Raw genomic sequence first — 18,732 nt, 5'->3', positions numbered from 1 at the left:
CCTATTGGTGGGGTTTGCTATTTTGTTACTAGCTAAATTATTGATTATTTGTATTTTGTTTTTTAGTTGTTGGCACAATTCGATAAAAAACTTCATCTTTTTTAATTAATCCCAGTTCATTGCGTGCTTTTTCTTCTATTGCATCCAAACCTGATTTTAAATCTTGAATATCCGCCATCATTATTTTGTTGCGCAGTTGTAATGCCTCATTTGCTTGGGTGAGTGATGCCACTTTTTCCGTCATTTCTAAATGTTCAGAATAAGCATTATCTCCAAACCATAAACGATAATGTAAGGTTATAAGTAAAACAATTAAAACAATACGAAATATTTTCATGCAAAAATCTGCCGTTAAATGTGCTAATGAGTTAATTGCATTGGTTTACTTAAATTAGGCCAGTTAACTACTGTGGTTAATAATAATTCTCGCAGCGATAATGTTCTAGGGAAAGTAATATCGTTGCCAATCCATTGATGCCCACAACAGGCTGAGACCATAATTTCTTTAGACGCTTTCAGCAATTTTTTCTCTACTGAGTTTGATTCTAAAGATTCACCTAAAAAATTAAACCATCCATGTTCATTTAATCTAACTTTGTCGGCTTCGATCACATCTATGCAATCCAAACGGTAATGAACTTGACCAATATCTTTAACTGCAACAGGTAAAATTAGACCAATTTTCGCATTTTTTTGAAGCCATGTTTGATTTGTACTGGGTGAGATTTTATCTGCTGGGGATTTTCGCTTTTGTTTAGCAGACCAAGTGCCATTTTGTGCATCTAACGTAAGTGGATTTTCTAACGACAAAACCGCTTCTGCTGCTCTTTTTATATAAAAAGGCAGACTGGTTAACTTTTTTGCTAACTGCGTCGGACTCAACTCACATTGTGCTAATAGCTTTAATTCACGTTCGTAAAAAACGTTACACAACTGAGCATAATCCAATAAACGTTCACTGTTACTTGCAAAATCTTGTTGTTGCAACATTGGAAAGTCTGCCAATGTTATTTACTCCAGACAAAAAAAAGTGTTTTAATTGATAACAATTAAAACACCTTATCATACAGATTAGTATGCTTAATTTAAATCTTATTCAAAGTTAAAATTAAGCTTGGCCTTTAATTTCACTGCGACCGTTAAAAACCGCTTTATCGCCTAACACTTCTTCAATACGCAATAATTGGTTATATTTAGCAACACGGTCAGAGCGGCTCATTGAACCTGTTTTGATTTGACCTGCCGCAGTACCCACTGCTAAATCCGCAATCGTTGCATCTTCAGTTTCGCCACTACGGTGAGAAATAACAGCTGTAAAGCCTGCATCTTTTGCCAACTTAATCGCTTCTAAAGTTTCAGTTAAAGAACCAATTTGGTTAAACTTGATTAAGATAGAGTTACCGATGCTTTGCTCGATACCACGCTTAAGGATTTTAGTGTTTGTAACGAATAAATCATCACCAACTAATTGAACTTTGTCGCCCAATTTTTCAGTTAATACTTTCCAGCCGTCCCAATCGCTTTCGTCTAAACCGTCTTCAATTGATACAATTGGGTACTGGCTCACTAAATCAGCTAAATAATCAGCAAACTCAGTTGAGTTAAATGATTTACCATCGCCTTTAAGGTTATATTTATCGTCTGCGTAGAACTCAGAAGCAGCACAATCTAATGCTAAAGTTACTTCTTCATTCATTTTGTAGCCAGCTTTTTCAACAGCTTCAACAATAACAGCTAAAGCTTCAGCGTTAGATTTAAGATCAGGCGCAAAACCACCTTCATCACCTACCGCAGTGTTATAGCCTTTTGAAGATAATACTTTTTTCAAGTTATGGAAGATTTCCGCACCCATTTGAATCGCTTGCTTGAACGATTTAGCACCAACAGGCTGTACCATAAATTCTTGAATATCTACATTATTGTCTGCATGCTCGCCACCATTGATGATGTTCATCATAGGTACAGGCATGCTGAACTGGCCTGAAGTACCGTTTAAATCAGCAATGTGCTCATATAAAGCAACGCCTTTTTCAGCTGCTGCAGCTTTAGCTACAGCTAAAGATACTGCTAAGATTGCATTAGCGCCTAATTTATCTTTGTTTTCAGTACCGTCTAAATCGATCATCACTTTATCGATTTGAGCTTGTTCTAAAGCGTTTTTACCAACTAAAGCTGGTGCAATTAAATCATTTACGTTAGCTACTGCTTTTAATACACCTTTACCTAAAAAGCGTGTTTTGTCACCGTCACGTAATTCTAAAGCTTCACGTGTACCAGTAGATGCACCTGAAGGTGCTGCTGCACGGCCAAACGCGCCGCTTTCTAATGTAACATCAGCTTCAATTGTTGGGTTACCACGTGAATCAATAATTTCACGAGCGTGAATTTTTGCAATAGTTGCCATTATTATCTTCCTCTTTAAAGATTTATTCAGAGCGTAATCTAACGCTTTATTAATTTATTAAAATTATCTATCAGTTTGTTTTTGACATTCAAATGCTGCAGCAACAAACCCTTTAAATAACGAGTGACCATCTCTTGGAGTCGATGTAAATTCAGGGTGGAATTGAGCTGCCACAAACCATGGATGATCAGGAATTTCAATTACTTCAACTAATTTACGGTCCGCTGATAAACCAGAAAAAACTAAACCTGCTTTTTCTAAGCGTTCAACATAATTGTTATTTACTTCATATCGATGACGGTGACGTTCATAAATTTCAGTTGAACCATAAACATCTGCCGCTTTCGTACCAGCTTTTAAATGACAAAGCTGACTACCTAGGCGCATAGTGCCACCTAAATCAGAATTGTCTGAGCGTGTTTCAACGTCCCCTTCTGAGTTTAACCATTCAGTGATTAACCCCACGACTGGATGCGGTGTTTTTGAATCAAATTCTGTACTATTTGCATCATCTAATTTAGCAACATTGCGAGCAAATTCTATTAATGCCATTTGCATACCTAAACAAATACCTAAATAAGGTATTTTGTTTTCACGTGCATATTGAGCCGCCAACATTTTACCGTTTGTGCCACGTTCCCCGAACCCACCTGGTACTAAAATAGCATCCAAACCTGCGAGTTTTTCAACGCCTTTAGACTCTAAATCTTGTGAATCAATATAAACGATATTAACCGTTAAACGATTTTTCAGGCCAGCATGTTTCAGTGCTTCATTCACAGACTTATAAGCATCAGCCAGCTCAACATATTTGCCAACCATACCAATAGAGACTTCACCCATTGGGTTTGACTCTTCATATAAAACTTGTTCCCATTCAGTTAAATCTGATTCTGGGCATTCAATATGAAAACGACGAAGAATTAATTCATCTAAACCTTGTGAGCGCAATAACGCAGGAATGCGGTAAATACTATCTACATCTTTAAGTGAAATAACGGCTTTTTCTTCAACGTTAGTAAATAAAGAGATTTTTTTACGCTCATTGCCAGGAATCGTATTATCGGAGCGACAAATTAAAATATCAGGTTGGATCCCGATAGAGCGTAATTCTTTTACCGAGTGCTGAGTTGGTTTAGTTTTTACTTCACCAGAGGCTTTCATGTATGGTACTAAGGTTAAATGCATATACATAGCGTGTTCACGCCCAATTTCAGTACCAAGCTGGCGAATAGCTTCTAAGAAAGGCTGTGATTCAATATCACCAACCGTGCCACCAATTTCAACTAACGCAATGTCAAAACCTTGAGCACCTTCAACGACACGTCGTTTAATTTCATTAGTAATATGAGGGATAACTTGAATGGTCGCACCCAAATAATCACCACGTCGTTCTCGTGCAATGACATCTTGGTAAATACGACCTTGCGTAAAGTTATTTCCTTGAGTCATTTTGGTACGAACAAAACGCTCATAATGACCCAAATCTAAATCCGTCTCTGCGCCATCTTCAGTCACAAAAACTTCACCGTGCTGAATTGGACTCATGGTACCTGGATCCACATTAATATAAGGGTCAAGTTTCATGATAGTCACTTTAAGACCACGAGCTTCAAGGATAGCGGCTAAAGAGCCTGCTGCAATACCTTTACCGAGCGAGGAAACCACCCCACCTGTTACAAAAATAAATCTAGTTGTCATGTGGAACCTGAAAAAATAGAGCAAAATTAGACATTATCGACGGGACAGCAGTATAACAGAGAGCAGGTTAACAAAACAAACTTAGTCTGCACAAAGGCAATAAAATAAATTGATGATAGCGATATATTCTATCGTCACTGACTTAGAGTTCATTGTTTTATACCTTGCCTAACCATTAAAAACACAGACGCCGACAAAAATTGATGAAAATTATATACCAGTTTTTATCTTCAAACTGAAAAAATTTACAATTTTATCAGCGAAAAGCCGCAACTCTTGACATAAACGGCAAAAGAATGCTCAGTACCATAGTTAACAACCCATTAGCGTTTCAGTTAAATACATGGGTAACTGTATGAGCAACTATAAAGGTTGCACCTTAATTGAGCCACCCCGCACAAAAGTAAACTTGTTCTATCACTTATCTGAAAACTCACTTAATTGTTTGCAAAGCGAGCGATCATCACATTGTTTTGAAATCTGTTAAATATACAAAATAAACCCAAAAACAAACCTGTAAATATAATGATTCATTCAACTGTTAATTATTAATAATTATGGCTCATTATCATTTTAAAGACTCAGTCTGAATACGAGTCCAAGATGTTAAAACGATATAAAATATAACCAATCACAATGCAGAAAAGTAAACGATTACGTGAAACCAACCTTAAAATAGATAATTCAGGTCAATTATTTAGCTTATTTTTATTTTGCAGCTTAGCTGTAAACTAGACGGGTTTACGACTATATTTATAACAGTTTTTTGCTGAGCAGGCGTCTTTATGAAATCCTCCTTAGAAAATATTTTATTAACCGTCTCAAAATCAAACGTGATTGATGAGGGCAACATAACTCAAGCAGAGCGTTTGATTGTTGAGTCATTATTACAAGGTCTTGATATTCCTCGAGCGGGAATATGGCTAAGCAATGAAAATAAAAGTGCTATCGAATGCAAGCTATTGGTTGATACTTTCCATCAAACTGAAACTGAAAGTTTAAGTCTACAGCGAGTCGATTATCCGCATTATTTTAGTCAACTAGATAGTGAACGAGCCATTATCGCCAATGACGCTCAAACCGACTCCGCCACAAAAGAATTTACACAGGTTTATTTAAAGCCAAACGACATTCGCTCTATGCTAGATATACCAATTCGCCACAAGGGGAAAATGATAGGCATTATTTGCCTTGAAGAGATCGGCAAAATTAAACTTTGGAGCCAGGACGAAGTCACTTTTTCTGCTGCGATTTCCGATTTATATGGTCGAGCTATTAGCGCATTTGAACGTAACCAATATCAATATCAATTAGAACAACAAAACCAAAATCTTGAAGAGCAAGTAAAACAAAGAACCCAAGCATTAGAAAATAGCCTTGAACATTTGCAACAAACTCAAGAAAAATTAATAGAGTCAGAGAAAATGGCTTCTTTAGGCAATTTAGTGGCGGGTGTAGCGCATGAAGTTAATACGCCTATCGGTATTGCAATAACCGGTATTACCCACAGCATTGAGAGTATAAAAGAGTTAGAAACCCTACTCACATCAAACAAACTGAGCAAACCAAAATTTGAGCAAAGCTTAGCGCATATAAAAACTGCAAACGAACTTATTTATAACAATTTAACCCGTGCAGTAGATTTAATTCAAAATTTTAAACAAACCGCAGCAGATCAGTCTGGCTACGAAAAATACACTTTTAATTTAGCTCGCTATATCGAAAATACACTGTGCAGCTTAAAACCGCTATTAAAAAGTTACAAAGTTATACTATCAACTGATCTCCAACCAAATATCGAACTATATTCGGTCCCAGGCTGTATTGCTCAAATCATCACTATTTTAATTCAAAATGCGTGTTATCACGCCTACCAAAATGGTCAAACTGACCGTCGATTTACTTTTACTTTGTACCAAAACGAAGAAATGATTATTTTAAGCGGTAAAGACAACGGAAAAGGCATTGAAAAAGAGGTTCAAAAGCGCGTATTTGAACCATTTTACACAACTAGCCGTAAAGATGGTGGAACCGGGCTTGGTCTTTCTATTTTATACAACTTAGTGGTCAACCAGCTAAATGGTGAAGTGCAGCTTATTACTGAACCTCACCAAGGTTGTGAGTTTATTCTAAAGTTTCCCCAGCCAAATAACGCTTAACTTCATACGCTTACCTTGCTCTTTTAAGCTAATTTATCTTGAGTTCGCGTATCAAAATCGCTACTGTCATGCCGCTCATGCAACTGCTCACTTAATTCACCCCACGTCCTATTAACCATACGTCCACGCTGAACCGCTTTACGTTCTCCAATTTGCTCAGCCCACCGAAGAACATTTGTATAAGTATTAACAGATAAAAACTCTGCAGCGTCATAGATACTATTATTAATTAACGCACCATACCAAGGGTAAATCGCCATATCCGCAATGGTATATTGGTCGCCGCAAATAAATTCATTATGCTTTAACTGTCTGTCTAAAACATCAAGCTGACGTTTTACTTCTAGTGTATATCTGTCTATTGGGTATTGATATTTTTCAGGTGCATAAGCGTAAAAGTGACCAAAACCGCCACCTAACAATGGACCTGTCCCTACTTGCCAAAACAACCAAGATAAACATTCAACTCTTTTCGCTGGGTCGATCGGGATAAAATATTTAAATTTTTCGGCAAGATGCAACAAAATAGCGCCCGATTCAAAAATTGGAATTTCTGGCTCGCTGCTTTTATCAATTAAGGCAGGGATTTTTGAATTTGGATTGAGTTCAACAAAACCTGAACCAAATTGGTCGCCATCCATTATTTTAATTAAGTGAGCATCATATTCGGCACCAGTGAAACCCGCAGCTAAAAGCTCCTCAAGCATGATAGTTACTTTAACGCCATTAGGAGTTGCTAATGAATAAAGCTGTAACGGATGCTTTCCTGTTGGCAGTTCTTTTTCATGTGTTGCACCTGCAAAGGGACGGTTAATATTTGAGAATTGGCCTCCGTTATCCGCATCCCACTTCCACACTTTTGGCGGCGTATATGTTTTATCTGACATTAACTTGCTCCTTTTAAAACTAAAAAATGAATTTAAATTTTTAAGCATGTGACCTTTTGTACGCTGTAAGCAAACAATAGTTCAATTTTGTCTAACGCGCCGTAATATCTTGAGTACAGGTAGACAATTATACAAAGACACTTTTGCCAGTATATTTTTTCTTCCCGTTAGTTGATTACGGGCGCATTAAAAACGCGAGTTTAAGGGAGATGTGTGACAAGGCGTTGCAGTTTTTTTAAATAGCCCGATACTGATTACGAACAAACACGACTAGGCCATAACTTTTGATAAATTGCACTCAACTTAGAATAAAAAAAGCCCCTGCTAAGCAGAGGCTTTTAAAATTATCAACACCTAAGCAGCTACTCCCACTCTATCGTTGCTGGGGGCTTGCCTGATATGTCATAAACCACACGTGAAATACCATCAATTTCGTTAATAATTCGATTCGATACATGACCTAAAAATTCATAAGGTAGGTGTGCCCATATTGCCGTCATAAAATCAATAGTTTCAACCGCACGAAGCGAAACAACCCAATCATATTTACGAGCATCGCCCATTACACCAACAGAGCGTACCGGTAAAAATACCGTAAATGCTTGGCTCACTTTATGATATAAATCGGCTTTATGAAGCTCTTCAATAAAAATAGCATCTGCACGACGTAATAAATCACAATATTCTTTTTTAATTTCGCCTAAAACGCGAACCCCTAAACCTGGTCCAGGAAAAGGATGACGATAAAGCATATCGTAAGGTAAGCCTAATTCTAACCCAATTTTTCGAACTTCATCTTTAAAAAGTTCACGCAAAGGTTCAACCAAACCCATTTCCATATCATCAGGTAAACCACCCACATTATGGTGTGACTTAATGACATGCGCTTTACCTGTTTTAGAACCTGCAGATTCAATTACATCTGGATAAATTGTGCCTTGAGCTAACCATTTGGCTGACGTTAATTTTTTAGATTCTTCGTCAAAAATTTCAACAAACACACGTCCAATAATTTTACGTTTTTTCTCAGGATCGTCTTCACTGGCTAGCGCGTCTAAAAATCTATCTTCAGCATTAACATGGATAATATTTAAACCAAAATGATCACCAAACATTTCCAATACTTGATGGCCTTCGTTTAAACGTAATAAACCGTTATCAACAAATACACAAGTTAACTTATCGCCAATGGCTTGGTGTAATAGCATTGCGGTCACTGATGAGTCGACGCCACCAGATAAACCTAAAATCACTTCGTCATCACCAACTTGCTCTTTTATACGAGCCACCGCATCTTCAATTATACTGGCAGGTGTCCATAACTTTTCACAGCCACAAATATCAACCACAAAACGCTCTAATAAGCGCATGCCTTGTTTAGTATGAGTCACTTCAGGATGAAATTGAACGCCATAAAATTGTTTTTCTTCATTAGCAATTGCAGCATGCGGACAACTAGGCGTACTAGCAATGGTTTCAAAACCAGCAGGAATAGCGACTACTTTATCACCATGGCTCATCCAAACGTCTAAAGCTGCGTTGCCATTATCTAACACTAAATCTTCAATTTGGGCAAACAAAGGGCTTTGTTTTACGATTTCAACTTTTGCATAACCAAACTCTCTGTGTTCAGAGCCTTGAACTTGCCCCCCTATTTGCTGAGACATGGTTTGCATACCATAACAAATGCCAAATACAGGAACACCTGCTTCAAATACATATTGAGGCGCTCTTGGAGTATTTTCAGCGGTTACTGTTTCAGGGCCACCCGATAAAATAATACCGGTTGGGTTAAATTCTTTGATTTGCTCTTGCGTAACGTCCCAAGCCCATAACTCACAATAAACGCCTATTTCGCGAACTCGGCGTGCAATTAATTGAGTATACTGAGAGCCAAAATCTAAAATTAAAATTCGGCTTTGATGAATATTTTTGCTCATAAAAATTCCGCTTTCCAGAAATAAATCAGGCCAGCAAAGGCTAGCCTGATAAAAAATTGAGGGTGTCTAATCAACTTAACCTAAACGATAGTTAGGTGCTTCTTTTGTGATTTGCACATCGTGAACATGAGACTCACCCATACCTGCAGAGGTAATTTTAACAAATTCTGCTTTTGTATTTAGCGCTTCAATTGAACCACAGCCAGTTAAACCCATTGCCGAGCGAAGGCCGCCCATTTGCTGATGAATAATATTAGCAATTGGACCTTTGTAAGCGATACGACCTTCAATACCTTCAGGTACTAATTTATCGGCTTCGTCAGATTTTTGGAAATAACGATCGCTGGAGCCTTCTTTTTGTGACATGGCACCTAATGAGCCCATACCACGATAAGATTTATAATAACGACCTTGGAATAACTCTACTTCGCCTGGAGCTTCTTCAGTACCAGCAAACATTGAGCCAACCATTACACAGCTTGCACCTGCTACTAAAGCTTTTGCAACATCGCCAGAAAAACGAATACCGCCATCGGCGATAACTGGAATACCACGTTTAGCCATCGCTGTCGCCGCATCATTTACCGCGGTAATTTGCGGTACACCACAACCTGTAACTATACGAGTAGTACAAATTGAACCTGGGCCTATACCAACTTTAACCGCATCCACACCCGCATCAGCTAAAGCTTCAGCGCCAGCGGCCGTTGCAACGTTACCTGCAATCAACTGAATGTCAGGAAAGTTTTCTCTTACCCATTTAACTCGATCAATTACACCTTGTGAGTGTCCATGTGAGGTATCAACTAAAATAACATCTGCGCCAGCTTCAACAAGTGCTTTTACTCTCTCGTCAGTACCTGCGCCAACACCAACAGCAGCACCAACACGTAAACGACCTAATTCGTCTTTACAAGCATCTGGCTTATCAGCGGCTTTATAATAATCTTTAACGGTAATCATACCCGCCAATTTAAAGTTATCGTCAACAACTAATACTTTTTCAATACGATGAGTATGCATTAAATCTAGAATATTAGCTGGATTTTCACCCTCTTTCACAGTGACCAATTTTTCTTTTGGCGTCATCACTGACGAAATGGGTAAATTTAGATTTTTTTCAAAACGAATATCACGAGCAGTCGCGATACCTACTAAATTATTTTCGCAGTCAACCACTGGGAAACCAGAAAATTTAACCTGTGCAGACAAAGCGATCACTTCGCTAATTGACATATCTGGCTTAACGGTAATGGGATCGGAAACGATACCAGATTCATATTTTTTAACTTGACGAACTTGAGCTGCTTGCTCTTCGATTGTCATGTTTTTATGAACGAAACCTAAACCGCCTTCTTGAGCTAACGCGATCGCTAAACGAGCGTCAGTAACTGTATCCATAGCAGCGGATATCATCGGAATGTTTAAGCTAATTTTGCGAGTTAATTGAGTTTTTAAGTTTGCCGTATGAGGCAAAACAGTAGAGTGTCCGGGGACAAGTAAAACGTCATCAAACGTTAGGGCTTCTTGAGCGATTCTTAGCATTGCAACTTCTCACCAATTGTCATGAGGTATAAATAGTTGCGGCAGAATTTTAACGACTTTATTGCCTCAGGTAAACTAAATTTTTCATGAAAATAGATAATTTCTGCTTTATCTTTGATAAAATCACTATCAATTAAACTAAACGGGCAAAAACACGCTATTTTATGACAATTTCGCAACAAATTTATTCAGTTTCAGCCCTTAATCAGCAAATCAAAAATTTGCTGGAGCAAGAATTTGTCTCGCTATTATTAGAAGCCGAAATCTCAAATTTAACCAAAGCCAGTTCGGGGCATTGGTATTTTTCATTAAAAGATGCACAATCACAAGTAAAATGCGCCATGTTTAAAGGCAGCAACCGATTTGTTCAGTTTGCACCTGAAAATGGTAAACAGGTTCTAGTTAGAGCTAATGTGAGTTTGTATAAACCCAGAGGCGAATATCAGCTTATTGTTGAATCTATGCAGCCTGCTGGTATTGGCCAACTGCAACAGCAATTCGAAGCTTTAAAATTAAAACTCTCAGCCGAAGGTTTGTTCGATAGTCAAACCAAACAAAGCCTGCCTAAAGATATTCAAAAAATTGGCTTAATCACCTCGGCTAAAGGCGCTGCAATACACGATATATTGAGCATTATGGCTCGGCTAGCGCCTAATATTGAAGTCATCATTTATCCCTGTTTAGTGCAAGGCGAGCAAGCCTGTGCTCATATTTGTAAAATGATTGAAATTGCAAATCAAAACACATCTCTTGATTTATTAGTTGTTAGTCGCGGCGGTGGTTCAATTGAAGATTTATGGGCATTCAATCAAGAGCCCATAGCCTATACTATTCATTACAGTCGTTTGCCTGTCATCAGCGCAGTGGGTCATGAAACCGATATAACCATTGCTGATTTGGTAGCCGACATCAGAGCCGCCACCCCTTCTGCTGCCGCTGAAATGGTATGCCAATCAAGCTTACGACAAAAAAATCAACTGCCTCGATTAACCACTCAACTTAAAATGAATGCTGAGCGGCACATCAGTCGATATCAAAACCAATTAAATCGTTTAGAGCTTAGGCTAAACCAGCAAGATCCCGTTAAGCAAATGCTTAACCGCCAACAATGGCTAGATGAGACACTGCATCAACTAAACCAATACTTACAAAATAATCTAAAAACAAAAACCAATAAACTTGCCCGATTACAACAAAGGTTATTAGAAAACCATCCCAAATATCGGCTTCAGTCTGCGCATCAAAAACAAATTCAAATGCGGCAAAAACTCCACCAGGCAATGCATGATCATTACAAACGATATTACAACCAACACCTTGTTTTAACCGAAAAATTACAAGCTTACAGCCCTTTATCTACATTAAGTCGAGGTTACAGTGCAACCTTTGATGAACAAGGTAATAGTATTCAAAGTAGCCGCGACGTAACCATAGGACAAACCATTAAAACTCGGTTGGCTGATGGTAAAATTACCAGCCAAATAAAAGATATCGAGTTTTAAACTAGCCGTTAAGTATTTTTGTGCTTAAAATATGCGCCACTCATAACCTGGATTGATTTATTTTGAATACGCCTACATTTAGTTTTTCATTTTTATTGCCTCGCTATTGGATCAATTGGCTTGGTATTATTATTTTATATACGATTTCATGGTTACCTTATCGCTTGCAACTTGGCTTAGGCAAGTTAATTGGCCGTTTGTTATATATTACGGTAAAAAGCCGCAGAAAAATTGCCGCGCGTAATTTAGAAATCTGTTTTCCTGAAATGTCAGAACAAGCGCGAAAAAGCTTATTGATCAAAAATTTTGAATCTACCGGCATTGCATTATTTGAATCAAGCATGGGTTGGTGGTGGCCGCAATGGCGCATTAAACGTATCGCTCACGTTGAAGGCTTAGAACATTTAGAAGATGCGTTAAAATCAGGCCAAGGCGTTTTACTTGCTACCTACCATATGATGTGTTTAGAAATTTGTGGTCGTGTATTTGGCCAAGCCCACCCCTGTGTTGCTTTTTATCGTCCGCATAACAACCCTCTAATGGAGTATTTTCAGTATAAAGGCCGAGCCAGAGATAATAGATACTTAATTGGTGCAAAAAACGTAAAAGGTTTATTAGAGGCCCTCACCAATAATGAAGCTTGTTATTATTTACCGGATCAAGACTACGGCAGACGCCGCAGTGTATTTGTGCCTTTTTTTGCCGAACCTCAAGCTTGTACCACGACAGGAACCACGTTATTTGCAAAAGAATCAAACTGTAAAGTAATCGTTTTAATGCCTGAACGGTTGCCTAATGGAAAAGGTTATAAGATTACCTTAACACCCGCTTTAGATAATTATCCAAGTGGCGACGACCAAGTTGACGCTACACGTCTTAATAAATTAATAGAACAAGGCATTATGAAAGCACCTGAGCAGTACATGTGGCTACATAGACGTTTTAAAACTCGGCCAGACAGAAAACAAGCTTCGGTCTATAAATAACTTCAGCTTGAAATGACGATTAAACTCTGCATTTAATCGTCTTGCTATTTTTTATAAATCTTGGCAACCTGAGTAGAGATACAAACAAGGATTTGGGTACACACACCATGTGGTTTTGGATAAGGCATATTACTGCCGCACTTATTTTAATATTTTTAGGTATTTACCTTGCGGTAAGTGAATCTCCTTTTTTATCTCGCGACACTAATCTAAGCGGTGGTGAAGCACAGCGCAGTTCAGGAACTAAAACTGCTGAAGGGTTTAGTAATTTTTATACCTCGCTTAAGGCCAAAATAGACTCATTCAGCGATCCATCAAGAGCGCAATTTATTATTGATTTAAAGCGGCCTGATTCAAGCTTAACTGCCGAGTTAAAACAAATTGGTACAAGTGTAAAACCCATCAATGTCAATTGGGTTGGCCCGTTTAAAAACCGACGGTTTGTTGAAGGGGATACGCTGAGAAAGCGAATGGCTGACATTGCAACCGACGAACATATGAATTTAATTTGGTGGCTAGAGCGCGACTTTATCGTCAAGTTGCCCTTTAGAGTAGAAGAAACCGCCGTGGGTACTTTGTACAAGATGTCGACCGCTATAGACAGCGATTTTGAAAAAGATGTTTATGGATTTTTCTGTCCGCGTCAGCGCACGTTAATTATCACTGATATCGTTGAACATTACGTACGAGAGCAGTGCATACCCGCTCGTTCAAGCAATAGCCAAGACTGGAAGCTATTTTGACGACTTCAGTGAATAATTGAGCCAGCTTACCTGACCAAGCATTGAGTGAATACTTGCTAAATTCGGGTGAATTGGCCATCCCGAAAACCGTATTTCACATTTTTTAAATCATCTTGCGTGACAAAGTGCACTTGACCTAATTTTAAATGCGTTTTACTAAAAAATTCTCGACTCGCTTGGATATAAACGCTGTGCATTTGCTTTTCAATTTGATGCGTTAGATGAACAACTGCGCGCGAATACTTTTTTAATTCTTTATCATGCACTTTATAAGAGTTGATGGTTTGTTCAATTAATTCAGCTTTATTTTCCTGCTCATTGCCTTCTCGTAAAAACTCCCAGGCAGCTTTAATTTCAGACAAAATATCTTCTTTCTCTTTTCGCAGTTTTAACAAGGTTTGTTTTTTATCTTGCTTCTGAGCTAATTCCGGAAATAAATGAAAGGTAGTGTTAGTGGATGCTAGTGCGCCAATGGTTGCACAACGCACGCCTTGCGTCACTTCATAAAAACCACCTACAATTTTACCTACTGCTGCCTTTTCAGTGCCTCCGTATATACTCTGAGCGAAAATCCGAGAATGCAATATTTGACCTTGAAATTGCACTTGCTTTTTAACGACTAAAGCCGAATTTTGAATATATTTGGCACACAGGTTGCCCGATACTTTAACATTACAGTGGTAATCCGTTGTTTCAGGATCTGAATCATCTGAAATTTTACGACCAATAATGCCTTTCATAACGGTTAAATCGCCATCAATTTCAATTGACGCATTCTCAATAAAACCGCCCACGGTAACATTACCACTGGCTTTTAATTTCATGCCTTCAGACACATCCCCATTAACAATTACCCCACCTTCAAAATTAATGTGTCCAGTAGAAACATCTACTTTCTCTAGCTCTAAAACATTATCAACCCGTGCACCCTGTTCCAATATATAAGGAATGCCGGGAATCTCAGCAACTAATAGGTTACTATCTTCAGAGGAAACGACAGCTCCGGGACCAACGTCAAATGCGATACATTCACCAGGCTGAGCTAATACAGCATTGCCTTTAACATCAAACCCAGCTCGCCCTTTTGTGGGTGGGTGTCTGCGCATTAAAGGATCATTAGGTTTAACTGAAACTAAAGAGCCTAAGTCACGCATATCGACTTTACCGTTATCGGTTTCTTGAGGTTGTAATACACGTTCTGTAGCTGTTTTAGTCAAGCGCTCAAAGGTGCTATCATTGCCATTTAACGGCATTTGCCCTTTTGCGATCACTTTCTGATAAGTTTTACCCTGCGACCCTACTTGCGCATCTTTTGCTAAACCTTTAATTGCTTCTAAATCCAGCCCCATCACCACGCCCATTTTTGCGGCACAGCGTACAATTTGTTTATCTGTTAAGTTTTGTCCTCCAAACGCTGCTGTTAACTCCGCAGTGGCCGACATATTATCTGCTGATAAACGAATCTTTATTTTTGCAGGCCGCACTTCTGCCACTACAAAGCGCACTGGTTTACCAAATTGTTTAGCAGTCATGTATTGGGTCAATAAAGCAACCGCTTTTGAGGCTTCTTCAGGCAAATAATATAAAGATTGAAATTTAGACTGCTCAAATTGCTCTCTAACAATTGCATCTGTGGGTAATTTTTCCCCTTCTATGCAAGAGGAGATCAGCAATAATTTATTATTATTTTTATCAAACTCAAACGCCAACTCAGACATATACCAACCTACAGGCTACAACGAATAAAAAATGTAATTAACGTGTTAACAACATACCACAACCTAACGAATTAAATCTAGACAAACTTATTGGCTATTTTCAGCTTGGGTTTGCGCTTGTAAATTAGCTGTATGGTGTTTTCGCAATAAACCAATAAACTCTTCCACTGGGCGGTCAAATGCAGTAGCAGGAATTAAAATATCATAACCACTGTAACGCCTAAAATATTGCATTCTATGTGCAAACATTCCTCTTAAACCTTTATAAATATAACCGCTTTTTGCTTTAAATGGCTCTGTATTTAAAGATAATTCAGAGGCACTTTGGCTTAAATTAATTTCATTTTGGCGAACATATTGATGAAAAGTCGCCCTCTGTTCAATTAACAAATGTGAAATTAAGCGTAAACTAATGGCTGGTAAAATAGATTCAGGTTGCTTTAATTTAACCCCAACAAAAGACAATTCTTGTAAGTCGAGTCCTTTGTGAATAGTTGGAATACCAAAGCCTTGAATATTATCCCATTCAATTAATAAAAAGCCACGTTTATGATGATACAACAAACCTTGGTTATTCAGCATAAAACTATAGTCGGGCTCTTGTATCTTACAAATGGCAATCACTAAACCAACAATGCAGGCTGTCATTAAAAAAATTAACGGCAGTTGCGCGTCTTCAGAAAATACTGAATAAAGAATCGCAAAACCAACAAAAGCTAAGCCACTAAACACTCCTAAACTATAACCTTTGTGTTTAGTGATTGACCGAATATATTGAGTTTCAATATTGCTTGACATAAATCACAACCTACAACAAATATGTTATTGAAAAGCGCAAACGCGCTATATACCTATATCGTACAAAACATAAAACATCATAATGATGCCCCATAAAATAATGAGTCGCCATTTTCTGCAAGTAGGACATTTAGGCCATAGTAATTTTTTAAGCTGCTCTTTCATTATATACCCGTATTGCTTCAAGATACTGATTTCAGCCAGAGAAAAAATGCTTGAGGCAAGGCAAATTGTTGTCGATATAATCATTCTCGATAACTGCTCCTGCGTTATTCTACCTCCCGCATCCATGCGCTCGTACATCAAAATAATTTGACGCAGTATCTGGCATTTTTAACCCAGCCCTTCGGGAGCTTCACGGGTATACAACCTTAACACTCAGTTTAGACTAAGAAGATTTTTTACCCAAATAAGGTAACAACTACAGCCAACACATATATTTTGTATTTTATATTCAAATAGATAAACACTTTAAACGATTAAAATAATTAATCACAGCTTTGCTCACTTTATAATTAATAATTAACCCAAGCTTAATTAAAATACCGTCACCGCGCGACCAAAGTAACTGCTTAATTGAATCTAGAGAGCGTATTTATCTTTATTTATAATTTGAACGGAGACAAAAAATTTGTTTTCGGCTATACAAAAATAACGTGATTTAGCTACCTAAACGCGCAAAGCAATCAAAAGTATTTTGCCATAATTTATCGCTTAACTCTGTTTTATCTATTTTTTTAAGCCGAGCCAGCTCATTAAAAGTTTCGATAATAAAAACAGGTGAATTGACTTGCCCTTGCCTGCCGTTAATAGGCATATCTGGTGCATCGGTTTCTAATAACAAGTGTTCGGCATCTACATTAGCGATAGCCTGCCTTGTCTTTTTGGCTCTGGGATAAGTAATAGTGCCGCCTATACCTAACTTAAATCCTAAATCAATTAACTTTTTGGCCTGTTGCTCGCTACCAGAGAACGCATGCACAACGCCACCGTAATCAAAATGCGCTTGCTTAACGAAATGACTAATTTTATCTATGCTTTTTCGATGATGGATAATTACGGCTAATTTTGCTTGCTTGGCCAATTTTAGCTGTTGATAAAAAAGTGAAATTTGATTCTGGTGCGCTGAGGCACCTGTATCAGGCAATGAAAAATCCAAGCCTATCTCACCAACGGCAATACAGTTTGAATCACCTGCTAAGCTCGATTCTAATTCAGATAAATCAGCTTCAAATTGATGCTGAGGCATAAAGTACGGATGTAAACCTAATGCATAATCTAATTTACAAGCCGAACTTGAATAAACTTGTTGAATGTTCTTAAGCTTACCCCAATTATCTTTTTTAACACCGGGCATTAATATTCGCTTAACTTTGCTTTTTTTGCATTTATTAAGCTCTTGAAGTAAATCGAGTTTTTCAGCTAATAAATCTAAATGACAGTGGCTATCAAAAAAAATCATAAAAAAACCTTGAAAACAAAATAGGCAAACCTTATATCTTTTATAGGCGCCGATAGCGGGCCTAAACCGCCAGCCCAATAGGGTGGCATACAATTTAAATTTAAACGCTAATAACGCGTTACATATTGCTTAATCGTGAGGATATGAATATGAAAACTTTTGATTTCACTCCATTATACCGTTCATTTATTGGTTTTGATCATCTAGCTAACATGATGGATGATGCAGCTCGTAGCGATAAATCAGCCGGTTACCCACCATACAATATCGAATTAACCGATGAAGATAAATACCGAATTACTTTAGCGGTGGCTGGGTTTGCTGAAGAAGAGCTAGATATAAACCTTGAAAATAATACCTTAACCGTCACTGGCCAAAAAGCAAAAGCAGATGATGAAAACGACGGTAAAAAACAATTTATCTACAAAGGTATATCAGCTCGAAATTTTGAACGCAAGTTTCAACTTAGCGACCACATTAAAGTAAGTGGTGCTGAACTTGAACAAGGGCTACTGCATATTGATTTATATCGCGAAGTGCCTGAAGCTCTAAAACCAAAGTCAATTCCAATTGGCGTTAAACAATCGCAAGATTATTTAGAAAACAAATAATCTTGACTGAATAAACCCGACAAAGGCCGTTGCATTAATAACGGCCTTTTTGTTTACATCAATTTAGTCAGCTTTATTATCCAGTTTTTTCATCGCTTTTTTATAACTAAAGTACATACTTAAAATTGCAATTGAACCACCAAAAATGACGCAAATACTCAAAAATCCCCACAAATTAATTTCCATCTCAAGCCCACCGTTTTAATTAACTAAAATAAAGTTACCACTCAATTTATATTTTTTCTCATTTTTTCGTAATAAATAAAATAGCATGTG

At 37.8% G+C, this 18,732-nt stretch carries 15 protein-coding genes; 5 read left to right on the top strand and 10 right to left on the bottom strand.

Annotated features, from left to right (window positions below; translation table 11 throughout):
• Positions 1 to 37: 37 nt before the first annotated feature.
• The 4 genes from ftsB to pyrG all read right to left on the bottom strand — a co-directional run bounded on the left by ftsB (position 38) and on the right by pyrG (position 4,105).
• Positions 38 to 337 (bottom strand): cell division protein FtsB, encoded by a 300-nt coding sequence (gene ftsB / locus OLW01_RS05010; protein ID WP_268075633.1) that lies wholly within the window; start codon positions 335 to 337, stop codon positions 38 to 40.
• 23 nt (positions 338 to 360) lie between these two features.
• A complete protein-coding gene (locus OLW01_RS05005) occupies positions 361 to 1,005 on the bottom strand; it encodes a hypothetical protein (protein ID WP_268075632.1) in 645 nt (214 codons plus the stop codon).
• A 103-nt stretch (positions 1,006 to 1,108) separates the two neighbouring features.
• The gene (gene eno, locus OLW01_RS05000; RefSeq protein ID WP_268075631.1) at positions 1,109 to 2,404 is read right to left on the bottom strand and encodes a phosphopyruvate hydratase; all 1,296 of its coding nucleotides are present in this window, start codon (positions 2,402 to 2,404) and stop codon (positions 1,109 to 1,111) included.
• A gap of 63 nt (positions 2,405 to 2,467) precedes the next feature.
• The gene (gene pyrG, locus OLW01_RS04995; protein ID WP_268075630.1) at positions 2,468 to 4,105 is read right to left on the bottom strand and encodes a CTP synthase; all 1,638 of its coding nucleotides are present in this window, start codon (positions 4,103 to 4,105) and stop codon (positions 2,468 to 2,470) included.
• 785 nt (positions 4,106 to 4,890) lie between these two features.
• Here pyrG and OLW01_RS04990 point away from each other — a divergent pair.
• Positions 4,891 to 6,264, top strand: a complete 1,374-nt coding sequence (locus OLW01_RS04990; protein ID WP_268075629.1) for a sensor histidine kinase — start codon at positions 4,891 to 4,893, stop codon at positions 6,262 to 6,264.
• Between the two features lie 23 nt (positions 6,265 to 6,287).
• Here OLW01_RS04990 and yghU read toward each other — a convergent pair whose 3' ends face one another.
• The 3 genes from yghU to guaB all read right to left on the bottom strand — a co-directional run bounded on the left by yghU (position 6,288) and on the right by guaB (position 10,636).
• Positions 6,288 to 7,151 carry a glutathione-dependent disulfide-bond oxidoreductase gene (gene yghU / locus OLW01_RS04985; protein ID WP_268075628.1) on the bottom strand — a complete coding sequence of 288 codons (864 nt, stop codon included), beginning with the start codon at positions 7,149 to 7,151 and terminating at the stop codon, positions 6,288 to 6,290.
• A 362-nt stretch (positions 7,152 to 7,513) separates the two neighbouring features.
• A complete protein-coding gene (gene guaA, locus OLW01_RS04980) occupies positions 7,514 to 9,091 on the bottom strand; it encodes a glutamine-hydrolyzing GMP synthase (RefSeq protein ID WP_268075627.1) in 1,578 nt (525 codons plus the stop codon).
• Between the two features lie 75 nt (positions 9,092 to 9,166).
• Entirely contained in the window at positions 9,167 to 10,636 is a 1,470-nt protein-coding gene (gene guaB / locus OLW01_RS04975) for an IMP dehydrogenase (RefSeq protein ID WP_268075626.1), read from the bottom strand.
• Positions 10,637 to 10,800: 164 nt separating this feature from the next.
• Between guaB and xseA the strand changes: the two genes are divergently transcribed.
• The 3 genes from xseA to OLW01_RS04960 all read left to right on the top strand — a co-directional run bounded on the left by xseA (position 10,801) and on the right by OLW01_RS04960 (position 13,867).
• On the top strand, positions 10,801 to 12,138 hold the full coding sequence (xseA, locus tag OLW01_RS04970; RefSeq protein ID WP_268075625.1) for an exodeoxyribonuclease VII large subunit: 1,338 nt from the start codon (positions 10,801 to 10,803) through the stop codon (positions 12,136 to 12,138).
• A gap of 59 nt (positions 12,139 to 12,197) precedes the next feature.
• Positions 12,198 to 13,124, top strand: coding sequence for an LpxL/LpxP family Kdo(2)-lipid IV(A) lauroyl/palmitoleoyl acyltransferase (gene lpxL, locus OLW01_RS04965; RefSeq protein ID WP_268076153.1), 927 nt, complete (start codon positions 12,198 to 12,200; stop codon positions 13,122 to 13,124).
• 107 nt (positions 13,125 to 13,231) lie between these two features.
• Positions 13,232 to 13,867 (top strand): TcpQ domain-containing protein, encoded by a 636-nt coding sequence (locus OLW01_RS04960; RefSeq protein ID WP_268075624.1) that lies wholly within the window; start codon positions 13,232 to 13,234, stop codon positions 13,865 to 13,867.
• A 56-nt stretch (positions 13,868 to 13,923) separates the two neighbouring features.
• Here OLW01_RS04960 and OLW01_RS04955 read toward each other — a convergent pair whose 3' ends face one another.
• From OLW01_RS04955 to OLW01_RS04945, 3 genes are all read right to left on the bottom strand, one after another.
• Positions 13,924 to 15,585: a flagellar assembly protein A gene (locus OLW01_RS04955; RefSeq protein ID WP_268075623.1), complete on the bottom strand. Its 1,662-nt coding sequence runs from the start codon at positions 15,583 to 15,585 to the stop codon at positions 13,924 to 13,926.
• 87 nt (positions 15,586 to 15,672) lie between these two features.
• Positions 15,673 to 16,383 carry a DUF2982 domain-containing protein gene (locus OLW01_RS04950; RefSeq protein WP_268075622.1) on the bottom strand — a complete coding sequence of 237 codons (711 nt, stop codon included), beginning with the start codon at positions 16,381 to 16,383 and terminating at the stop codon, positions 15,673 to 15,675.
• A gap of 661 nt (positions 16,384 to 17,044) precedes the next feature.
• Positions 17,045 to 17,845 carry a TatD family hydrolase gene (locus OLW01_RS04945; protein WP_268075621.1) on the bottom strand — a complete coding sequence of 267 codons (801 nt, stop codon included), beginning with the start codon at positions 17,843 to 17,845 and terminating at the stop codon, positions 17,045 to 17,047.
• Between the two features lie 149 nt (positions 17,846 to 17,994).
• Between OLW01_RS04945 and OLW01_RS04940 the strand changes: the two genes are divergently transcribed.
• Positions 17,995 to 18,456 (top strand): Hsp20 family protein, encoded by a 462-nt coding sequence (locus tag OLW01_RS04940; protein ID WP_268075620.1) that lies wholly within the window; start codon positions 17,995 to 17,997, stop codon positions 18,454 to 18,456.
• Positions 18,457 to 18,732 lie beyond the last annotated feature (276 nt).

The sequence above is a fragment of the Catenovulum adriaticum genome (assembly GCF_026725475.1).
GTDB classification, from domain to species: domain Bacteria; phylum Pseudomonadota; class Gammaproteobacteria; order Enterobacterales; family Alteromonadaceae; genus Catenovulum; species Catenovulum adriaticum.
Note: the sequence above shows the minus strand (reverse complement) of the source record. Positions and strands in the feature narration are given on the sequence as shown.